Annotated in this window: 15 protein-coding genes; 5 read left to right on the top strand and 10 right to left on the bottom strand. The window is 40.7% G+C overall.

Going from position 1 to position 21,603, the window contains the following annotated elements; translation table 11 throughout:
• Positions 1 to 77: 77 nt before the first annotated feature.
• The 4 genes from E7L28_RS05260 to E7L28_RS05275 all read right to left on the bottom strand — a co-directional run bounded on the left by E7L28_RS05260 (position 78) and on the right by E7L28_RS05275 (position 4,710).
• Positions 78 to 1,076, bottom strand: coding sequence for a DUF805 domain-containing protein (locus E7L28_RS05260; protein ID WP_316603815.1), 999 nt, complete (start codon positions 1,074 to 1,076; stop codon positions 78 to 80).
• Positions 1,077 to 1,766: 690 nt separating this feature from the next.
• Positions 1,767 to 2,948 carry a metallophosphoesterase gene (locus E7L28_RS05265; protein ID WP_316603814.1) on the bottom strand — a complete coding sequence of 394 codons (1,182 nt, stop codon included), beginning with the start codon at positions 2,946 to 2,948 and terminating at the stop codon, positions 1,767 to 1,769.
• A gap of 16 nt (positions 2,949 to 2,964) precedes the next feature.
• Positions 2,965 to 4,062, bottom strand: a complete 1,098-nt coding sequence (gene mutY, locus E7L28_RS05270; RefSeq protein ID WP_316603813.1) for an A/G-specific adenine glycosylase — start codon at positions 4,060 to 4,062, stop codon at positions 2,965 to 2,967.
• 126 nt (positions 4,063 to 4,188) lie between these two features.
• Positions 4,189 to 4,710 carry an 8-oxo-dGTP diphosphatase gene (locus tag E7L28_RS05275; protein WP_316603812.1) on the bottom strand — a complete coding sequence of 174 codons (522 nt, stop codon included), beginning with the start codon at positions 4,708 to 4,710 and terminating at the stop codon, positions 4,189 to 4,191.
• Between the two features lie 117 nt (positions 4,711 to 4,827).
• Between E7L28_RS05275 and E7L28_RS05280 the strand changes: the two genes are divergently transcribed.
• The 3 genes from E7L28_RS05280 to E7L28_RS05290 all read left to right on the top strand — a co-directional run bounded on the left by E7L28_RS05280 (position 4,828) and on the right by E7L28_RS05290 (position 6,752).
• The gene (locus tag E7L28_RS05280) at positions 4,828 to 5,601 is read left to right on the top strand and encodes a DUF4931 domain-containing protein (protein WP_316603816.1); all 774 of its coding nucleotides are present in this window, start codon (positions 4,828 to 4,830) and stop codon (positions 5,599 to 5,601) included.
• A gap of 77 nt (positions 5,602 to 5,678) precedes the next feature.
• Positions 5,679 to 6,512 carry a metallophosphoesterase gene (locus E7L28_RS05285; protein WP_316603811.1) on the top strand — a complete coding sequence of 278 codons (834 nt, stop codon included), beginning with the start codon at positions 5,679 to 5,681 and terminating at the stop codon, positions 6,510 to 6,512.
• 9 nt (positions 6,513 to 6,521) lie between these two features.
• Positions 6,522 to 6,752 (top strand): hypothetical protein, encoded by a 231-nt coding sequence (locus E7L28_RS05290; RefSeq protein WP_004698256.1) that lies wholly within the window; start codon positions 6,522 to 6,524, stop codon positions 6,750 to 6,752.
• A 243-nt stretch (positions 6,753 to 6,995) separates the two neighbouring features.
• On the opposite strand, the gene E7L28_RS05295 is transcribed toward E7L28_RS05290, so the two are convergent.
• The 3 genes from E7L28_RS05295 to crcB all read right to left on the bottom strand — a co-directional run bounded on the left by E7L28_RS05295 (position 6,996) and on the right by crcB (position 11,360).
• Positions 6,996 to 9,494 (bottom strand): S-layer homology domain-containing protein, encoded by a 2,499-nt coding sequence (locus E7L28_RS05295; protein ID WP_316603810.1) that lies wholly within the window; start codon positions 9,492 to 9,494, stop codon positions 6,996 to 6,998.
• Positions 9,495 to 9,914: 420 nt separating this feature from the next.
• Positions 9,915 to 10,895, bottom strand: coding sequence for a molybdopterin-binding protein (locus E7L28_RS05300; protein WP_316060976.1), 981 nt, complete (start codon positions 10,893 to 10,895; stop codon positions 9,915 to 9,917).
• A gap of 84 nt (positions 10,896 to 10,979) precedes the next feature.
• The gene (gene crcB / locus E7L28_RS05305) at positions 10,980 to 11,360 is read right to left on the bottom strand and encodes a fluoride efflux transporter CrcB (protein ID WP_316603809.1); all 381 of its coding nucleotides are present in this window, start codon (positions 11,358 to 11,360) and stop codon (positions 10,980 to 10,982) included.
• A 189-nt stretch (positions 11,361 to 11,549) separates the two neighbouring features.
• On the opposite strand from crcB, the gene E7L28_RS05310 reads away from it, so the two are divergent.
• The gene (locus tag E7L28_RS05310; protein ID WP_316603808.1) at positions 11,550 to 11,933 is read left to right on the top strand and encodes a helix-turn-helix domain-containing protein; all 384 of its coding nucleotides are present in this window, start codon (positions 11,550 to 11,552) and stop codon (positions 11,931 to 11,933) included.
• A gap of 216 nt (positions 11,934 to 12,149) precedes the next feature.
• On the opposite strand, the gene E7L28_RS05315 is transcribed toward E7L28_RS05310, so the two are convergent.
• Positions 12,150 to 12,857 carry a GntR family transcriptional regulator gene (locus tag E7L28_RS05315; RefSeq protein WP_004694848.1) on the bottom strand — a complete coding sequence of 236 codons (708 nt, stop codon included), beginning with the start codon at positions 12,855 to 12,857 and terminating at the stop codon, positions 12,150 to 12,152.
• A 208-nt stretch (positions 12,858 to 13,065) separates the two neighbouring features.
• Between E7L28_RS05315 and E7L28_RS05320 the strand changes: the two genes are divergently transcribed.
• Entirely contained in the window at positions 13,066 to 14,007 is a 942-nt protein-coding gene (locus E7L28_RS05320) for a diacylglycerol/lipid kinase family protein (RefSeq protein ID WP_287510918.1), read from the top strand.
• An 80-nt stretch (positions 14,008 to 14,087) separates the two neighbouring features.
• Here E7L28_RS05320 and addA read toward each other — a convergent pair whose 3' ends face one another.
• On the bottom strand, positions 14,088 to 17,843 hold the full coding sequence (addA, locus tag E7L28_RS05325; RefSeq protein WP_316711483.1) for a helicase-exonuclease AddAB subunit AddA: 3,756 nt from the start codon (positions 17,841 to 17,843) through the stop codon (positions 14,088 to 14,090).
• Positions 17,833 to 21,399 (bottom strand): PD-(D/E)XK nuclease family protein, encoded by a 3,567-nt coding sequence (locus tag E7L28_RS05330; RefSeq protein WP_316055317.1) that lies wholly within the window; start codon positions 21,397 to 21,399, stop codon positions 17,833 to 17,835. Before E7L28_RS05330 ends, addA begins: the two co-directional genes overlap by 11 nt.
• Positions 21,400 to 21,603 lie beyond the last annotated feature (204 nt).

Below are 21,603 nucleotides of genomic sequence, written 5' to 3' on the forward strand. Positions count from 1 at the left end.
CCCTCTTTAGAGGGCCACCACTAGAGAAAGACCCTTATAGGGTCAGAGCAAACCACCCGTTTTACGGGTGGTTATGATTATAAAGGATAATAAAAAATAGAGTTACTTTCCTGATCATATAATGCAGATGTTTTATTATATAGTAAATACAGCACATATATATTAACTAAAGGTACAAATAAGCAAATAAGCCAAAAAATACTACTATTGGTATCCATCAAGCGTCTACATATCATAGTAATTACAGTATATGTAAGATAAATGTATAAAGTATATCTTAGAATGGATGGCTCAATAGTATAAGTTACAACAAAATTATACATAATAAAAGCTAAAAACACATTAAACATATGCCACTGACGAACAGTACTGCGTCCATAAAACCATAAACTATCTATTAAAATGCTTTTATAGATATCAACCCAAAAAGGATATGTATCCTGACGACTATAATATAACTTTAAAGTCTTGATCTGCCCATCGGTTAAATCATTTCTATTGCCCCAACACACATCAATAACTTTATTATCAAAAATAATCCCATTAGTTTCAATAGTATTATGAGCAGACCACAATTTATCGATTCCAAATGCCCAAAATAGTATCAGCCCCATCAGAAAAGGAAAGAACATCTCAGGTGTATCTACGCTCCATAGTACCTCATTCCCCAATATATAGTCAGTAGTGCCTCTAAAGCTAAAATTAGAACTAGAAATAGTAATACTTTTACCCAAAAGTAAAACCATTACTAAAGAAATCATTATAATGACATTAAGCCAATTAAGAGAAGCCTTTTTATAATAATTCAACCGCATGTAATTTGTAATAAAAACAAAAAGAATATAAAGAGTATGCCCTACATAAAATAACATATTATAGTATTCTTGATTATATATTCTATCAAAAGGAAGAGAAAGCATGAAAATATTTGCTTCTATGCCCAAGAAAACTAAAATATTTATTGAAAGATAAGTTTGCACATTCATCGTAAGTGTTTTAAGATTTCTTACATATTGAATTAACGCTACTACTTCAATTTTAAACTTACTAAATTCATCAACTAAAAACTGTTTCATACTTTTAATTATCATATAGATACCAATAATGGTGAAAGTTTTTAGCAGTATTTTATATAATCCAATATAAAACAATCACCGAAAAAAGATAGATTTCAGAACTAATGGTAAATGAATGCACACAAATGCTACCCTCTTTTACGTCTTAAATAGTTATAAATATAGTTCCATACCACATAAAACAAAAGTATTATAACATATGCGATAACAAAGAAATAAAAATCTACTTCATCTTCAATCAACTCTGGATTTGTGACAAGACTATATGGAATACATATAAGTAAAAAAAGTACTAAGACTCGCACAAAATAATTATAAAGTTTTAAAAACATATGCTTACTCCTAACATAAAACCTATATATTCACAAGGTTTATAGTCATTAATATAATCAAGAATATGATGAGAATAGCCTGTTTTGTATTTAACAGTTCATAGGTCTCGTTAAATGTATCATTCTTAAATGCCTGTATTAGCAGTTTTTCTTGTTTACTGAATTCCAAGTATAAATCTAAATGACATCCAATTGCCACTAGTATTGCTATTTTGAGATATCCCTTATATATATCCGATTTCATAGCGCAAATTAAAGAGATATCAAATAGCATAAGCAGAGTAATACATATAAGGATTTTATGGATAAAAGATGTATTATACATGATTGTATCCCTATAGAGAGCATAACTTATAACCTAAGCAACTCCGTCAAAGAATGTAATGACTGTAATTTCTCGTGGGCAGTTGATACGGATTGGGAACCAGTGTCCTGTACCATTATTAACGTAGCATACGCTTTGTTCTTCTACATAGCGACCTTTTGTATATGGTGTGCCTGTTGGTACTAACGGCATACCCATGAATACGATTTGACCTCCGTGGGTATGTCCAGATAGCGTCAACGGAATCTTTCGTTCAATAGATTCTTCGAAGAATTCAGGGTGATGAGCCAATAGAATAACAAAGGCATAGTCTGGAATTCCAGATAAAGCTTTGTTAATCATGGCTTCCCGGTTATCCTTTTTACGATCGTTATCATACGCAACGCCCGCAATATATACAGGTTGTTTGCCACCCATGATTTGAATATTACTATTCACGAGAATATTCATAGGTGTATTTCGTTTAAGTGCGTCAAGTACCTTATTTACATCGTGATGATACTCGTGATTTCCCAAGATAAAGTCAACCCCATCTGGGATTTGTTTTGCAAAGGTTGTCAGTCTTTCACAGACTTGTGGCAACCATGCAAGCTTATCAATGAGATCGCCAGTGATAACAACGCGATTAGGTTTTTGTAAAAGCGCTAGTTTTAGGATTTCATCAAAGTCATCTAAATCGATACTCGGTCCTATATGAATATCACTAAGTTGAACAATTTTATAGTTTTTCAAACCAGGTGGTAGGTTCGTGTAGCCAAAACTTTCATGAGTTACTACTACCTCTTGTTGACCTGCAAAGGCAGCATAACTAGAACCACCCATAGTAGCCAACGGAACTATAGTTGCAGCAGTTCTAAAAAAAGCACGACGGCCTGTTCTATTTTCCTCTGGTGTTTTGCTCCAAATCTTATTGATTGTCCAATATAATAGACTAAGTATGATAAATACAGGAATCGCTAGGAATACACCAAAGAGGAATCCGTAGCTTTCAGTACGGAACATATTCATCAAAGGATAGTACATCGTACCATATAAATCCACTTGATTGAGTATATAGTATCGGATAGCCGCGAACCACGCACCGATAATGATGATATAGCCCACCCAGGCTGGCCATTTCTTTTTAGGCTTCCACAAGTTGAGGAATAGAGCCCAAAATCCTACCAGACCTATTGCGAGGATGGCAGAAAAAATGATATTAAATAGAATTCTCATTCATTGCTCCTACAAATTACTTTGCGATTTCCGTCAGTTTACCATGAGGTCCCGCCCAAGCATAGTCGGAGAACTCATCGCGCTTGATGAGCATCCAGTCCTTTGGTAATTGCTGTTGGATATCTGCAATCGATATATTATTAGCGTCCCCTGTGTACGTTAAATCACCGCGGAATGCTTTCATAAACCATTTTCGGTGAGAGAAAACATGTGTTATTTCTTTCACAAGTACTGGTTGCAAAAATAGATCAAATCCAAGGGCCTGAACTAATTCCTCAAGGCCTCGTTCTCCATCCTCAAAGACAGATACCATTTCCACAGATGGGAATTCCCACATGGATCGTAAAAGTCCACGGTTCGGCCGTTTATGCAATAAATAATAGCCTTTATACTGCAAGATCCCCACAAATAAAGGCACCTCTACTACCTTTGTTTTCTTGATGCGCACAGGCAGTTTATCTGTATCCTTATGTTGGTATGCTTCGCACATATTTACGATAGGACATTCGCCACAGCGGGGTGTCTTTGGAATACATACGGCAGACCCAAAGTCCATCAAGGCTTGGTTAAAGTCGCCAGGTCGATCGTGAGGTAAAGTCTCCTCTACGATAGCCGTAATAGCCTTTTTACCTTTAGTGCTCAAAATATCATCAAAGATGCGATACAACCGAGCATAGATGCGCAGTACATTGCCATCTACAGCCACCTCTGGTTCGTTGTACGCCATGGATAGCACAGCCCCTGCCGTATAAGAACCTACACCCTTCAAGGATTCCATGGTCTTACGGTCATGAGGCACGATACCGCCGTAATTTTCAACGACGTCCTTTACGCCAAGACGCAAGTTACGAGCACGACTATAATAACCAAGCCCTTGCCATGCGTGAACCACCTCATCTTCGGAGGCCTTTGCCAAATCCTCCAAGGTTGGAAATAGACGCATCCAGTTATCATAATAGGGTTTCATCGCCTCAATGCGCGTCTGCTGACTCATCACCTCGGAAACCCAAATCTTATAAGGGTCCCCACAACCGCGCCACGGCAACTCCCGTTTATGTACATCATACCACGCCAATAGCTGTGGCACCCACTTTGGGTTCTTTTTATCAGTCATATTACCTCAATATATTATAAATTTAGGAGCCTAGTACCACTTTCATGGCTACATAGTCCCTTTTTCATACTTCAATATCCACTAATCAATAATTTTAATGTTAAATTGTAACAAATAGTACGCTTATCATCCGTTAATATACAAATCAATGCGCGCCAAGTGTTCGCTTTCAAGAACAGTATCAACAGTGGTCAAATCCATCTTGTCCACCATACTATTATCTCGACCAAACACGATAGGCCCTTTTAACTTCTTTCCTTCTAACAACATCGGCAACCATCTACGATCACCATCCCACATATGTTCGTAAGGAATTTGATTAGGCTCTAACCAATGAGGCTCCATTTCGTCTGTTTCCTCTACATCGCCTGTGAAAGCACGCAAGAAATACACATAACTCACGTGCGTTAAGCTTTCATCAAAAGGAAATTGAAAATCAAAAGCCGCGACACATTCTAAGTCTTCAGGGTTCCCCTGAAGGCCAGATTCCTCATAGAGTTCGCGAATGGCACACTCTCGGAAGCTTTCACCATCATCAAGTTTACCACCGAAACCATTATATTTATTAGCCCCAAAACCACGCTTCTTACGCCCTAACAATATACGATTTTGTTCATCAATGGGAAATACAAGCGTCGTTGGTTTCATAGGGCCTCCTTAGTCACAAAAATAACACACTATTATTATACCATTATTTCATGTACGAATGTGCTAGTTGTGGTATGATTAAGAGTATAGAATTTCTTACAAGGGAGGAGGCACATGATGAACAAACCACTTAGATTTAATATCGAATTAGGACGGACAAAGCCCGTCAATATTCGCAATGAACAAGTGCGTTGTCCCTTCTGTGATCGTTCCAAATTAACGGATATTCTCGATACATCAGGCCATATTATATGGCTCATGAACAAGTATCCTGTATTAGAAAAAACTTGGCCTACCGTCATTATCGAAACGGAAACTGACGAAGGCGAATTTTCTACCTTACCTACAGACGAAGCCGCCCATATTCTCCAATTTGGTCTCGATAAATGGCGCGAAACTCGTCAGCGTAAAGAGTTCAAATCCGTACTGTTCTTCAAGAATCATGGCTATATGTCCGGTGGCTCTATTCGTCATCCTCACAGCCAAATCATAGGCCTTGAGAATTACGATTACCACAAAGATATTACGGTGCAAAATATGGAGGGTTGGCTCTTACACGAGGATCAAGATGTACGCATCACCTTGTCTACCCATCCGATTATCGGGTTCTTTGAGTACAATATTCGCTTTAAACCAGATACACCGGTTCGTGCTGTAGCCCTTCGACTACAGCAAATTTTGCGCTATGTATTGCATAGTGTAGCAAACTTTAGCCAGTCCTATAATTACTTTGTATATAATCTTGAGGACGGCTATGATTACATCAAAGTAGTGGCGCGCTATGTAACGACGCCCCTCTATGTAGGATACAAAATACCACAAACTTGCGATGAGGGACGAGCTGCTAAAATCAAGCACGATATTACGCCTTATTTTCAAGCTACTAAATAGCTCTAACCATATACCGTACATAATTTGATATATAATTTTATATATGGTTTTAACCATACATATTTGAAAGGATTTTTATGAAAGTATTTGCCATCGGCGACCTCCATCTATCTGGCAATCCTCCCACAAAGCCGATGGATATTTTTGGTCCTCACTGGAATGATCACTGGGCCCGCATCAAAGAGCATTGGAATGCCAATGTAAGCGATGAAGACATCGTCTTTCTCGTAGGCGACATGAGCTGGGCCCTCCGTCTCGAGGAAGCGGTCTGCGATTTACAAGAAATTGCATCTCTACCTGGTAAAAAATATATGATTCGTGGCAACCATGATTATTGGTGGGCATCAGCGAACAAGATGCATAATCTCATGGGCGACACTATTACCTTTATACAAGGTCACGGCACCGCAGAACTCATCCAAACCGAAGAAGGTCCGCGTCTTATTGCATTCGGAGGAACGCGTGCCTACCTCTGTCCTGGAGACGCCCACTTCTCTCCGGAAACGGACCAATCCATTTACGATAGAGAATTGATGCGTACCGAAGCGGCACTTCAAGAAATGGATAAAGCAATACATAAAGTGCTTGAAGAACTCAGGACGGAAACAAAGGTCTGTATAACAGAATCATCCGGTTCTAAAAAGTCCTATTCACCAACACCTGATTCTATTATAGATATAGAGACTATTCCTGTAACAAAGTTATTGTTGCTACATTACCCTCCATTTAACGAATCCAACGCTCCTTCTGGCTTTACGGACCTCATGGAGCAATATATGGTAGATATCTGTATCTTTGGCCACTTACACGATCAAATTTCCTTTAACCGGATTCCAAAGGAATTTGGTACGACAAAACTAGAATTGGTATCTGCAGACTATCTAGATTTTAAGCTAAAGCAAATTATCTAAGGAGAGACCATGAGTCGTATTCATAAAGAACATTTACAAGCTGGCTATATCTTTGGTGACAATGTTAACCAAGAATATATTTACTTGCCTTCTGGTGAGGTAGGCACGGAGCATCCGTTAGCAGTCCTAGAAACACCAACGAAGCGCGAAGATATTACATTGGACGAAGCAGTCCATATGATTGATACCCTAACACTAAAACGTTGTAGCCACCCTACACTAGGTAAAAAATCATTTTAATAACGCCATCAATAATGTAATTAATTGAACAAAATAATAAAATAGCGGATAGTTGACTATAATCTGCACTCCAGAAAAGGATCATAATTTCTGATTTCTGAAAGTGCAGATTGTTATTAACTCAACTATCCGCTAGATGAAAAGAGGCTGTTTATCACGGCCTCTTTTGTTTTTTCTTTAGTTTATAAAAGAACTATTTTGTTGTCTTCCTTTTAGTTTAAAAGGTTATTTCAAGACAAGTAATTACTTCGCATTACGCTCGATATGACTACCGTAAACATCTCTGTAATCATTAGTTTGCTTATTGTCTTTATTGTTTACACGAAGTCGTTCTACCTTATGACGATCATTGTCTTTACCAGAGATTCGATCCACGCGAGTACGATCCAAGTCACGAAGACGAGCCAATTCAGGATTAAATTCGTTAATCGCACGCCCCATTTTGCCATCAATTGGGGCACCCAATTGTAAAGCACGGTAAATGATCGCAGCATACTCATAACGAGTCATCGCACGATTGCCTTTAAATTCGCCATCAGGATAGCCTTCAACAAGACCTTTATCAGCCAAGTCTTTTACATATTCATAAGCCCAATGATTAGCTGGTATATCAGGGAAGTTCACATCTTTCTTGTCATACTGAGGTGCCATTCCCATGGATACCTTCATTTGTTGAATCTCTACATTTTGGGCTTTTACAATGGCCTTTAAGTCTTGAACCTCTTTAGCCAAAGCTACTCTAGAAGTAGATACACCATTTTTTTGACCTAATTTCAATGAAACGCCGGCATTGACCATGTTTTCACCGTTACCCATGGATCCAGCTACGCTGAACATAGTGTCTTCATTTGGTCTGTAGAAAGCACCTAATGCCATCGCATTTTCACCGGCATAGTTACCGTAACCAGCCGCAAAATTCCATTTATCATCAGGATCAAAATCCAATGGATGAATAGCCGCTAATGCAGCCGCACCAGCACCAACTTTTCCTATTTTGCTATTTAATAGGTTCACACCATTACTAATACCGCTAGTAGCTTGATACAATTGGCTACCGTTAACGGCATCTTTAGATGTAGCGGATACTTCACCATCGGCTACATTAGTGATTTTATTGCCACCATTATTTAGACCTTTATTGTCCAAAGAAACATTACCAAATTTAACTTTATCTACAGATACTTTGTAATCAGTACCACCAGCAGCATTTGTGCTTGTAGTTACAGTTACATTATTACCTGCAGAAATGCTAGTATGTTTTTTAGCTTCTTTTAATGCTTCTGTGGCTAAAGTCTTATTATATTCAATACGACGTTCATGACTTTCGATACGCTCACTATGATTTTCAATTCGAGCATCATGATTATCAACACGATTATCTAAATAATCTAAACGCTTATCTTGATTGTCAATACGTTTTTCTTGATTATTCATACGTTCAGTTTGATTTTTTAATTGAATGTCATGATTTTGAATTTGATCTTCATGACGAAGTAAATCAGCATCTTGACGAAGATTTTCTTTAGTTAAACGAGTAATTTGATTATCATGATTTACAATTAATTTATTATGTTTTTCTAATTCTTGACTATGTCCATTTAAAATATCTTCATGTTTTTGTAAGACATCTGTATGATCTTTTAATTTTCGTTCATTGTCGGCAATTTTTTCTTTATTTTTATCGATTTCATTAATATTATTTTGAATTAATGTATTGTGATTATTAAGAATTCCGCCCACTGTATTTGCTACTGCATATAATTGACTACCATTTATAGCATCCGTGCTATCAGAAGATACTTTCCCAGATGCTACATTAATCACCTGACGTTCTTTACCAGATGCACCAACACTCGTAACGCCGTTACGAGCTGACCCTACCCCAGCAAAGCCGGAATAGTTAATACCATTTATATTAGCTTGTGTTTCTGTTGTGGTAGCTCTATCGGTAGATGCATTGCCTAAGAGAACACTATTTCCTTGTGTTGACGTCACATTACTGCCCAGTACATATGTATTTGCTTGCGCTACGTTATTTCTAACCCCAAAAGCGCCAGAATCAATGCCAGAGACAGAATTACTGCTACCAATTCCAACTCCACCACGTGCAGTAATCGTATTACCTGAACCTAGTGCAACAGCATTTGCAGCACCAGCATTAGCATTATTACCTACAGCAGTTGCACTCTCTTCAGCTTTTGCATTATATCCAACAGCTACTGAACGATTTCCCTTTGCTCTAGCATCATTACCATATGCTGAAGAGAAATTACCAGATGCCTCAGCATTAAAGCCAGTAGAGGTACTTGAAATACCATTAGCCTTTGTACTATTACCAACTGCAGTAGAACCTTCAGCAGATGCTTTCGCGGATGAACCAAAGGCATTTGAATTACGTCCAGAAGAAACAGATCCATGGCCTATTGCAGTGGCATTCTCGCCTTCCGCCCGTGCACTCCGACCGATAGCATTACTATTATTAGCGGTTGCCTGCGCACTTCGTCCGATAGCCAGTGAGGTTCCACCAGATGCGGTAGATGACTGACCTACAGCAGTTGAATACGAACCGGATACCGTATTTCTGAAGCCTACTGCCAAACTATGGTCACTGGTAACCGTGTTTTCATCACCAAAGTGACGTGAATACTCTGTCGGATTTCCTTGTGCTTCTACATGTAATACAGTTCCCGTGCCTAACGCAAGTAGTATTGCCAATGATAATGCAACTTGTTTGCTTTTCATCGTTTACTATTCCTCCCTACATCTAAAATTATAAATACAACGGATAATATATTATCATTTATAATATATATTCAACAAAACTCAGCATAAAATACGTCCGTTATTAAATAATGTATTATCATTATCCTTAACTATTATTGTACTTTAAATATTAAATGAAGTAAACGAAATTTTTAATAAAATCGATAAAAATATCAATTTTATCGATAAATAAAAATTCTACCAAATTCATCATACTATAAATTAATAGCATAATAACAATATAAGGAGATAAGATTTATCTTATCTCCTTATATTGGCTATATTAACTATATTCATTATATTAGCTATACTAATTATTCTAGTTATATTGTTTGCTTTAGCTATATTACTTAAAATAGCTATATTGGTTATTTTAGCTAATCTTGTTATACTAGCCTATTAGCCCAAGAATCCTCCATGGCCCATAGCTATACAATCTTCTTTGGTGATTTCATCATCTGCAACAAGACGTGGCACAATTTCATCAAAGGCAGTCGGTTTACTGAATAATACGCCCCCTGGTACACCAAGGATTGGTGTGCCATCTGCACAGTAAGCAATGCAAACCATGGACCCTGGTAACACTGGTAATCCATAGGTAACTACGCGATCTGCATAGCGTTTAATGGCTCCTGGGGTGAGATCATCTGGGTCAACGCTCATACCGCCGGTACAGAAAATTATATCCGCGCCTGCGGCTTTCACCTCATCGATAGCCGCCACGATATCGTCTGTATTATCCGTTACAATTTCGTGAGCTACCTTTGTAACACCAAATTCAGCACAACGTTCTTCAATGATTGGTGTGAAAGCATCTTTAATACGACCTTCAAATACTTCAGAACCAGTCGTAACAATCCCCATTGTTTTGCGCACGAACGGCTTTACATGTAACAAAGGCTTACCATCAGCAATTTTCTTTGCATCTTCTACTTGTTGTTCTTCTAACAATAATGGAATACAACGCATACCTGCTAATTTATCACCAGCTTTCACAGGTGTATTATTAAATCTCGTTACAATAGTCAGCTCACCAATGCTATTGATAGCATGTAAGCGTTCCACATCGACCTTGAAAAGACCATCTACATCTGCAATGGCTTCAATTTTACCTTGTGCCATAGGGCCATCGTGCATATTTTCGCCGCCTGCCATATGGTACAAAGCACGAGCTACATCCTCTTCGTGCAAGAACCCCTCATCTTCTGGCTCCATTACAAATACATGTTCCTTGCCAAGATCCAAGAGTTTAGGAATGTCCTCTTCTGTAATTACATGTCCACGGCGGAAGGGCGTGTCTTTCACCTCACCGATGACGATTCTTACGAGATCGTGTAATAATATTTGCCCTACGGCATCTTGTGTTCTAATGGATTTCATAATATCTCCCAAGTCATTAATAACAAAATACGCTATTGTATAACATCAAAATGTATTTAATACTATTATTCAATGCTAATATGTTTAAATAGTACAGAGTAGACGCACTACTAGCATACCAATCCAACAGAGGGTTAAACCACCCACTACTTGTACCACACCGTACCATAATGCTTGTACATAGGATTCAGCCATCATAAGCTGTAGCATTTCAAAGGCAAAGGTTGAAAAGGTGGTAAATGCGCCGAGCCCACCTACAACGAGGAAGAATCTCGCCCACTGAGGTAGATCTGGCTTTTGCATATAAAGGCCTAAGACTAAACCGATAATGAGGCAACCAACGAGGTTTACTACTACCGTACCATACGGAAAAGAGCTGACCTTTGTCATAACCCATTCACCGAGAGCCATACGGCATAAGGCCCCAGTAGCGCCACCGAGGGCAACGGCTATGTATTTTTCCATATTGCCTCCTTTACTCACGATAACATACTAGATGGTATGATCACATTACTATAGCATACATGTAATACTACTTTCACAATTCGTGTAATTATCTGTAATAGCCGATAATTATCTAGTTTTCTATATTAGTCAGATGCTAATAATCTCAGTATACTATATTTAGAGAGTAGGGAAAAGGAAGGAGTCCCTATGAACCCCTCGTCTACACCGCTCACCGAACTGCGGATCAACACATACGAAGACCCGTTTTTACAACATCAATATGTTTGTTTAGGTCATAAAATTGCCATTATTCGCCTATCCCTAAATATGTCTCAACAAGAGTTAGCTCGTCACATTGGTATCAGTCGTAGTTATTTAAGTAAATTAGAATGTGGTACAGGCATCTCCGGCATGTCTTTGGAAATTCTTTTTAAAATCGCCCAAGCCTTTCAAATCAACGTAGGTCAACTCGTAAGACTGCGTGTTGTAGATTATAAAAACTGTAATGCGCACCTAACATCACACTATAAACGACTAGAGCTTCTGAACCACACCAAAAGAACGTCTCGAAACAAAATAAGAACAAACTAATCCGATAGACTAAAAGAACAGTTAATTAAATACAACAAATAATAACTAATTTATATCAAGATGCTCTAAATACTCTAAATGAAAATTGAATTTACTATTCAAAATAACAATCAAAAAAGCTCCGTCAATGGCGGAGCTTTTCATATGTCATTATGCCTATTACATCAGCATCAGCATCAGCATCAGCATCAGCATCAGCATCAGCATCAGCAGGCATTATACTTCATTAAGTTTTTTATGCTGTACTTCCGCATTTGCTTTTTTGAAGATAAATGCATTGTTGATATGCTGACGCATAGCCGTTTCTGCTGCTACTTCGTCGTGGCGTTCAATAGCGTCTACGATTTGGTCATGTTCATCATCACAGTCATGTGTACGTACAGCATTGAAAGAACTGATGTACATGTCACGATTAACGCGTTCACGGAAACCTGCTAGATAATCTACAATACGTTCATTGCCAGAGTAATGAGCAATCATTGTATGGAATCGGCTATTCACATCAACACGTTCTGTGGCATCTTCAATTTCATGCATCTCTTTACAAAGGGTTCTTAGCTCTTGTACTTGCTCAGGTGTAGCATGACGAGCACATAATCTAGCACCAAGTCCTTCCATTACTTCGCGAACTTGGTAAAGTGCTACAATTTCTTCTGGAGTGTCAGCTTTTACAGTAACGCCTTTCCAAGGAACGATAACTACGAGATTATCTTTAGCTAATTTACGGAATGCTTCACGTACAGGTGTAGCACTCACTTGTAATTGTTCTGCAATCTTTACTTCGTTAAGCTTCTCTTGAGGCATCAATTCGCCTGTTAAGATAGCTGTTTTTAATGTTAAATATACTTGTTCACTGAGAGGTAATCTTTCGATAGAATCCACTGCGGACAATTTGTATTTATCTTTTGAACTTTGTCTTCCCATTACTAGCCCCTAAACCTTACTAACCATTCGTGCTTTCAGACTTTCAAAGAACGGTTAAAATGAGTATAATATAGTATACAACATATCTTAGAAAGTATGTTGTGCGAAATTAAGTATATACATTACAATTATAGAACTCATCATTAAGACTGTCAATTTAACTATAGATAATAGCTATATCTCATTTTTGAAAGTAAGGAAGTATACTATGAGCCGTTGTTTGATTATCATCAACCCTGTCTCAGGAGGAGGTGCAGCGCGCCGTTATGCCCTCGATTTACAATGGAAATTGAGTACCTTGTTCGAAACGATTGAGGTCAAATTCACCAGAGGCGAAGGCGATGCTACACGTTTTGCTAAGAACGCTTGTGAACGCGGGTTTGATGCCGTATTCTGCATGGGTGGTGACGGCACTGTTAACGAAACCGTTAATGGTATTGCCCAAGGTGGATTCTCCTGTACCTTTGGGTTTATTCCCGTTGGTACAGTAAATGATATGTCTCGTGCGCTCGGCATTCACCAAAATCCAACGCAAGCTATCAGACGTATCGATATCAATGAAACTCGAACCATTGATATCGGCCGTTGTAATGATCGGTATTTCTGCAATAATATTGCAGCTGGCGTTATTCCTAAGGTTGTAGATGAAGTTACACCAAAGGAAAAGAGCATACTCGGCCCTCTCGCGTATTTCTTGAGAGCAGGCCAAGCGTTGTTCACTACAAAGGACTACACGTACCGCATTAAAACAGAGGACGATGATTTCATTTGCAAATCTCCTCTCGTTTTAGCCCTACTTACCAATGTAGTATCTAGCTTTGAGCGTTTTATGCCAGAAGCCTCTGTAGATGATGGTTATATGCGTATCATCATCTTCAAAGAATATTTTATCCTCGATATTCTCAGCGTATTACCACTCATTATCAGTGGTGCCATCTATAACTCTCGTTATACAACGACATTAACTGTGAAAAAAGCTCATATCGAACTTCTATCTGACGTCGATGATTTATCGACCAATATGGATGGTGATGCAGGTCCTGCTATGCCAGTAGACATTGAAGTATTGCCGCGCGTACTCAAAGTATTTGCACCTGCAAAGCATAAAAAGAAAAAAGCCTTAAATCTGCCTAAACTACCACATATATAACAAGTAATTGGTAACACAAAAGCTCTCTATCAACGAATAGAGAGCTTTTGTGTTTATTAATTTATAAGAATCTATACACTTTAGTCCACGATGATTGCATCGTGCAAGCGGAAGCTATAAATATAGCAAGCTTTCACGGGCATCCCCGTCAATCGCTGCAAGGCCTCTTTATAGAGATCCATTTGGATTTTATAGCGCTTGATAAGGTCTTCTCCGGATGTAACACGATCCGTTTTATAATCTACGAGAACCCATTCGCCATCCTCCTCAAAGGCCGTATCAATAATACCTTGAAGGAACAGATTTTCCCCATCCTCTAAAGTATCGTATACGCGTTTTCCTTCAAAGAGCATGCTAAACGGCAACTCTCGTTCGATACGTTTTGCATTGATAAGGCGCTTACCAAGATCAGAGTTGAAAAATTTATACAAACTTGTATCGCTTAATAAATTCCGTTCTTCCTCTGTAAAAGTCCCTTTCGCCACCAATGCATCGAGTTCTTTCGTCAAAGAAGCTTGCGTATACTTCACAAGAGGTAGCCATTGCATAGCCTCATGCATCAAGGTACCCCATTGAGCACCGGTCAATACATCATCTTCAGACTGTAATGCTTGTGGCTTTCGACCGAATACGGAGTTTGCTAGGGCATCTGCTGAAACTTCTACCGTTGCAATCGGTTCATTCAAAGTATCAATAGTTCCTGCTTCAAGTTCTCGTTCTTGGAATCGTCGCTTCAATTCACTAACAGAAATTTTAGCAGTACGTCGTGTAGCATCGTTGTATGGATAGATATAGTTAAAACGGTCCACGATTTTCTGCGGTAATTCTACGGAATTAACAGCTTTTAAGTCCCGCACCTTATTGATTGTTGTCTCGTCAATATCCGCTTTGTAATCGAGATCACCATAGAGAGAACCATCATGAATTTCAACCTTTAAACGACACTGTTTATCAGGCAAATCAAAATAGGTGGGGCCTTCGTACTCGATGGCTACGCGCAATGGATTACCGCCATCTAAATGACGAGCAAAGCCCATCATCATCCAGTCTAGATAGGTATTAGCTTGTGTAATAATATCTGTCGGTAACTGTTGAGTTTCTACGGAAGCCGCATTTTTAATGAGCTCACCTATGGTGCTTAACACACCTTTAGAATTTTTAAAGCCTTTAATAAAGCCTGTCATGAACAGCTTATCTCGTGCCCGTGTCAAGGCAACATAGAGAATGCGCTGCTCCTCCGCCTTGAGGGCCGCTTCTTTTACGTCTTTCACATAAAACCAAGGCATGGTCGGGAAGGACACTCGAATATCTGGGAAATACCCTTTCAAACCAAGACCTGCATTTTTATCGATAAGAAGCTCTGAACGCAAGTCCATCATGTTGAATCTTTTTTGTACACCAGATAGGAACACTACAGGGAATTCAAGGCCCTTACTCTTATGGATGGTCATAAGGCGCACCACATTGTCTGCCTCGCTCACCACATTGGCAAGAGGCATATCTTGGTTGCTGTCGCGTAAGCTTTCCACAAAGCGCAAGAACCTAAAGAGCCCACGGAAGCCAGAGGCTTCATAGCCCTTGGCTCTATCGTATAAGGCGAGCACATTGGCACGGCGAACGAGGCCATTCGGCATAGCTCCCACATAGTTTACATAGTCTTGAGATTCGTAAATATCCCACAACAAGTCGGTCACACCGTGACGACGCGATAAGGTGCGCCACCTTTCCATATGCTCAATAAAGGCCAATAAACGCTCATCTTGAGCCTCTTCTGCATAGGCTGGCATAAGAGACCATAAGGAGCCCTCACCAGACAGGCGCAATGCACCTAGTTCGTTGGCATCAAGGCCTACGAGGCCAGAGTGCAACACGGCAGCCATCGGCAAATCTTGTTCCGGATTATCTATGACGGATAACAACGCCAATAAGAGTTGAATCTCTTGGGCTTCAAAGTAACCGTCTCGCTCATTTACCACCGCAGGAATCCCCGCTTGCCGCATGGCTTCTACGGCACGCGTCCCCCAGCCCGCTAAGGATCTGCGCAAAATAGCAAAGTCTCGCCACTCGATTTGACGGAATGTGCCATCTGGATTTTGTACCTGCTTCTTAGCAGCATGGATTTCTTTGATTTTTTGAATGATAAAATCTAGCTCACGCTCGTTGTTTTCAGGGTCATCCCCTTCATCTTCGTCACTTTCACTAGCACCAAGGGTATCCTTACTCACATCTAAGAGTTGCAATTCTACGTCACCACCGACCCAATCCTCAGGCGCATCCTCCACGATACGGCCAGGAATGAGCGATTCAGCCTCTGTGTAATTGAGCTCTGCCGCGTCTTCCGTCATGATTTGGTAGAACAAGAAGTTCGTAGCCGCCAAAATATTTGCGTCAGATCGGAAGTTTTTTGCCAAGTCGATACGACGTTCTACCGCATCATTGCCGCCGTACGTATTATATTTCTCCATGAACAGAGAACTATCGGCCATACGGAAGCTATAAATAGCCTGCTTCACGTCCCCCACATAAAACCTATTATCGATGCGAGAAATCAAGTTAATAATCGTCTCTTGCACGCCGTTCGTATCTTGGTATTCATCAACCATGATTTCTTTGAAAGTATCTTGTAGTTCCTTCGCTACTTCAGATAGCTGAGGATCATCCTCTGTGCCAGGCTCAACGAGAAGGGCCAAGCATAGATGCTCAAGGTCGCTAAAATCCATGATGCCTTGCTCTTGTTTCATATCCCGATACGCTTGATGGAACGCAATCGTCAGTTCTACTAACCCTTCTATGATTGGATATTGAGCCTTAAACTGCTCTTGCAAGGTAGCCTCCGGAACGGTGAATATAGCGGTTTGCATAGCTTTGAGGTCATCTTTATTTTGACCACCCAAAGATTTAAACTCTGCCACCAATATAGGGTCATAGGCTTGCGCCTCTTTTGAGCCCATACGGAACTGATCTTTAATAAAGGTATCCATATGTTTACAAGCTTCCCCCATGTCGTCCCAAGTTTGAGCCGCTGAAAGCATGCCTAGTGCAGCCAGTTGATTATCGTATATGTTTTGCCATTTATGAGGTCCTGTTGGATCGAGCAAGATTTGTTCCATCCGCTCTAAGCGCTCGCGAATGCGATCGATGACAGCCATGTGATTAGACCACATATATTGACCCCACAACGTATCACTAGGGTTTATGTCCATCGCCTCTTTATAAGGCTCTAAGGCTTTGCGTAGCCATCCATCGGGATTGGCGAGGGACATGGCGTAGTTATACAGGGACATAATCTTCGCCGTTAAGCCTGCATCGGATTTATCATCGCTGAAGAAATCCGCTAGCTCATAGATATTATAAAGGCCCTCTTCATAGGATTTAGTTAACAAATCGGCTAATACCTCTTGTTGTAGCAATGCCATTTCTGCTTCATTGCCGATGCGCGCTGTTGGATTAATGTCGAGCTTATAGAAATAGGACCGGATTACCCATTGGCAAAAGGAGTGCAATGTAGAAATATGAGCAGACGGCAACAGATTGAGCTGTCGTTCAAGGCGCGCTTGTAGTGCAGCATCATCTGTAGATTCCATGGCTTTAGCCAAGGCAAGGCCAATACGAGCGCTCATCTCTTGGGCCGCAGCCTTTGTGAAAGTTACAACCATGAGTTCTTGAACAGATAAGGGATTATCCATGTCCTTAAGGCGCGTAATAATGCGTTCTACGAGGACCGCTGTCTTACCTGAACCGGCAGCGGCCGCAACAAGTAAGGTCTGATTATCTAAGGAGGAATCCTTAGGCGCTATAATAGCAGACTCCTGCTCTGGCGTCCATTTAACACCCATGGTTTTCACCTCCTTCGCTACTATTATTTCCGTCATTATTGTTATTTCCGTTATTGCTGCTATTTCGGTCGTTATTGCGATTCCCATTGTTATCGCTATTTTCGTCGTTTAAGACCTCTTTCATCCGTTCTAATGCATCATCTTCGGACAATTTAGACAAATAATTATATCGATTACGGCTAGAGTCAAAGCGACATACCGTTCTGTAGTCGCAGAATGTACAAGGTCTAAGGCCATTCAATTGATATGGCTTAATCGGGAACTGCCCTTCCCCAATGTGACGACCCGTCTCAGCCATCACGTGATTTGTATAGCGGCACATTATGTCAAATTCACCTGTAGACTTAACCTTCCGCAAATCTCTGCTAGAAATGGTTTGATCTTTTTTCGTAGCAATCGGCACATAAGGCCCTCGCTTAGATCCATAGGACAAGAACTTATTGTCAATATGCGTCAACAACTCTATATCATCGGAGAAGTACCCACTGTTTTGCCAAGCATCGCTTTCATTAGCCAACGAAACCGCATCTTCATAAGATATAGGCGCATCAGCAGGGATTTTAGGGTTCTTCACGTAAGAGTAAACCACCGCCGCAGGGGACATAGATCCGCCATGTGTTTTACCATAAGCGGACTCCAAAGCCAACAGATAGGTCATGAGTTGCAGTTTAAGTCCATAATAGACATCTTGGGCCGTCACATGAGCACCACCCGACTTGTAGTCGATAACCATGCCATAGGTTTGATCATTTTTTGTATATTCGTCGATGCGGTCAATTTGACCGATGAGTCGCAAGTAACGGTTTTCACCAAGAGGGACTCGAATAGGATCCCAGCCACCTTGACGACCAAAGTCTTGCTCTAAATACTTCGTATCAAAATCGCTGCGCTTAGACCACTCTATGAGGCGGTCTACCGTCACATGTAATGTTCTCTGTACACGCTGTTCAATGGCCTTTTGGTAGGCATCGCTCGTTTCTTCACCTAGCTGATTTTCTTGCAAGATTTCGTCTGCCACAGTACGGCATAGATTTTCTTGTTCCTCTTCGTCGAGGTCACGCCATTGTTTGTTATTTTCTAATAGATAATTACCTAAGCGCTCTAAATTAGCATGTAAGAACGTACCGATTTCAGGAGCTCCAAAGGAGCGTACTGGACGTGGTTCTAGTTTCAAACCATATTGGGCATAGAACTTAAACGGGCATTGTTGGTATCGTTCAAGGCGTGTCACAGAACCAGACATGTAGCCTTTAGACAAGAATAGACCATTCACTAAATCCTGCGTTATGACAGGCACATCGTTGTTATCTCGAATGCCACGTGACACCTCCGCTAAACGAGGACGATAGGTTTCGCTTTCACGAGCCCAGTTATAGAGTCCCCACCAAAGAGGATTGACCTCATAACCACTAAAGAGAGCCCCCCAACGCTCAGATAGCAATGACAGACTTTGGAGTGGGCGCCACACGTAATCTGCCTCTGTATCAGGTGCAATGGAGAGAGGAATATCTACTGCCTGATCTATGTACCCAAGAGATTCTAATCGTTTCACAACGAGGGATGGCTCAAGACCTGTTCCATCCTCACCAGAGCCCGCATAGGACAAGGTCAACGAATCAGACGCCCGTGTCATGGCGAGATATAATAGGAAATTCTCGTTGAAAGCCTTCGGCAAGGCCCCTTCTGCTAAGGTAATTCCTGCATCGGCCAATTCTTGACGCTCCTTATCCTTAATGAGCCCTTCATCGCCCATACTTTGAGGGAATACACCTTGGTTGAGACCCATTACAAACACCTTAGGCCACCACTGGCTGTAGCCACGTTCGATGGTAGTAATCACCACATGATCTAAAGAAGGTGGAATCATAGAGTAGTTTACATCGCTAAGGCCTTCTTCGAGGAGGAGCATCATCTCATCCAGAGTCAATATTTCATCCTTCATGACCATAGAAATTTCGTCTATAAAGGAAAGAACCGCATTATACATCTGTTCATGACTAGCTTTGGATTCTTGATCACCTATAGTTTCTGCGTCCTTCGCCCATTCATAGAGCCGCTCTGGCACTTGTAAGATTTCTAATAAACCATAAAGTTGTGTACCCCACTCAGCCCCTGTATGACCCTCCGCATTAGCAGCAAAGTCAAACCATGGAGATAATATATCCATAATGGTTTCTCTTGCTTTGTTAACACGTGCTCTGCGTGGTGCATCTACGTGGCTCTCTTCATCTTGCCCCTCATGAAAGCCTCGTAGGTACGGCCAGCTTTCACGTTCCCATTTATAATGGTCGATACCAAACTCGAGAACGTAGTTCTCTAACTCATCTACAGCCTCACGAGTAAGCGGCATCAAGTCCGTCTTGAGCAATAGAAACATGCTGTCCCGACTATAGTTATGACGCACGATATCAAATAGAGCCGTCAATAGCTCGCCTAATGGATGGTTTTTCATAGGCCGCTGACGGTCAATAAAGTGCGGAATGCCGTAGCGAGCAAAAACCTTTTCTAAAGTGTCACCATAGGTTTCAGACTCGCGGAGCATAATACATACATCTCGGTAACGAGCCTCTTCAGATGAGTCTATATAGGCTAAAATACGACGAGCCACCGCATCGGCTTCGCGTTCCCTGTTATAGCCTCGAATAAGCGGAATCATTGCATCTGTAGTATTTTTCTTACTAGGGCTAGCAAAATAATTAGCCTCTAGCGCTTGAACGATTTGAGGTCCTCGTTTCCCATCAAAGCCAACCCAGTTGATACTAGAGCCATAACGAGCAACTAAGGTGTCGTAAATCTCTAAAGGGCGGCTGAAGAGATGCTCCCCTCGACGAACTAGATTTAACGCCTTTGGGGCCATCGGTAAATCGATAGTAATAACGGCTTCCTTTGCCAAGTCAAACAAGGTATAAATCAACTCGTAGTGTGTGGGCGTAAACCAATGAAAACCATCGATAAAGACGTGGCTATTCTCCATGAGAGGAGATTGTGGCAAAGCCTCTACGATTTCCATGATAGGATCGATGTCGCGCTCCCCATGACGACTGAGTTCCTCTTCATAGGCGGACATACAGATAGCTAGCTCGCGCAATTTCTTTTGTAATACATTATTTTTAACAGATTCTGCCCCTCGTTCTAGATCAGCAGGGCCTACACGGAAGGCGCGGAATTCAGAAAAGAGCTGTTGCAATACGGAGGAAAACTCAGGCCGCTTTGTAGCCTGTTCTAACAGCCCCAGTTCCTTTTGCTTTCGTTTCATTACAAGGCGCAACAACATAGACCGGCCAAAGCTTGATAAACTTGATTGACCAGCCCCTTTTGAGCCTATCGATTGATATACCTGATAACCCAAACGCCCAAAGCCTACGACACGAACCGTAGTAAAGCCTTTTTCAGGCATAAATTCAGCTAGCTCCCGTTCTACCCGATAGGTGGCAGGTTCAGGAACAAGTAAAATTATTGGTTCCCCTGGACAATCTGTCATGACCTGACGTATGCGCTCATATACGGCACGTGTCTTGCCTGATCCAGCCCGTCCATAATAGACGCTAATACTCATGAGACCTCCCTAGTGAAACTTTCACCATCTCAATTGATGTAATTCACAAATGTATGTTGCTCATATCATTTAACGCATTAGATATAGCACTACACAAATTAGTTGTAGCACTATACGAATTAGATATAGCATTAAACGAAGTTTTTCGATATAATAAATTACTATACTGATTATTATTATATAGTAATATGACATTCTATGGCT

Origin of the sequence: Veillonella parvula, assembly GCF_032575955.1 — a bacterium.
Classification (GTDB): domain Bacteria; phylum Bacillota; class Negativicutes; order Veillonellales; family Veillonellaceae; genus Veillonella; species Veillonella parvula_J.

Bases quoted from the DNA above. Each gene is read 5' to 3' on its own strand.
- E7L28_RS05260 (WP_316603815.1), bottom strand. From the start codon at position 1,076: ATGAAACAGTTTTTAGTTGATGAATTTAGTAAGTTTAAAATTGAAGTA.
- E7L28_RS05265 (WP_316603814.1), bottom strand. From the start codon at position 2,948: ATGAGAATTCTATTTAATATCATTTTTTCTGCCATCCTCGCAATAGGT.
- mutY (WP_316603813.1), bottom strand. From the start codon at position 4,062: ATGACTGATAAAAAGAACCCAAAGTGGGTGCCACAGCTATTGGCGTGG.
- E7L28_RS05275 (WP_316603812.1), bottom strand. From the start codon at position 4,710: ATGAAACCAACGACGCTTGTATTTCCCATTGATGAACAAAATCGTATA.
- E7L28_RS05280 (WP_316603816.1), top strand. From the start codon at position 4,828: ATGAACAAACCACTTAGATTTAATATCGAATTAGGACGGACAAAGCCC.
- E7L28_RS05285 (WP_316603811.1), top strand. From the start codon at position 5,679: ATGAAAGTATTTGCCATCGGCGACCTCCATCTATCTGGCAATCCTCCC.
- E7L28_RS05290 (WP_004698256.1), top strand. From the start codon at position 6,522: ATGAGTCGTATTCATAAAGAACATTTACAAGCTGGCTATATCTTTGGT.
- E7L28_RS05295 (WP_316603810.1), bottom strand. From the start codon at position 9,494: ATGAAAAGCAAACAAGTTGCATTATCATTGGCAATACTACTTGCGTTA.
- E7L28_RS05300 (WP_316060976.1), bottom strand. From the start codon at position 10,895: ATGAAATCCATTAGAACACAAGATGCCGTAGGGCAAATATTATTACAC.
- crcB (WP_316603809.1), bottom strand. From the start codon at position 11,360: ATGGAAAAATACATAGCCGTTGCCCTCGGTGGCGCTACTGGGGCCTTA.
- E7L28_RS05310 (WP_316603808.1), top strand. From the start codon at position 11,550: ATGAACCCCTCGTCTACACCGCTCACCGAACTGCGGATCAACACATAC.
- E7L28_RS05315 (WP_004694848.1), bottom strand. From the start codon at position 12,857: ATGGGAAGACAAAGTTCAAAAGATAAATACAAATTGTCCGCAGTGGAT.
- E7L28_RS05320 (WP_287510918.1), top strand. From the start codon at position 13,066: ATGAGCCGTTGTTTGATTATCATCAACCCTGTCTCAGGAGGAGGTGCA.
- addA (WP_316711483.1), bottom strand. From the start codon at position 17,843: ATGGGTGTTAAATGGACGCCAGAGCAGGAGTCTGCTATTATAGCGCCT.
- E7L28_RS05330 (WP_316055317.1), bottom strand. From the start codon at position 21,399: ATGAGTATTAGCGTCTATTATGGACGGGCTGGATCAGGCAAGACACGT.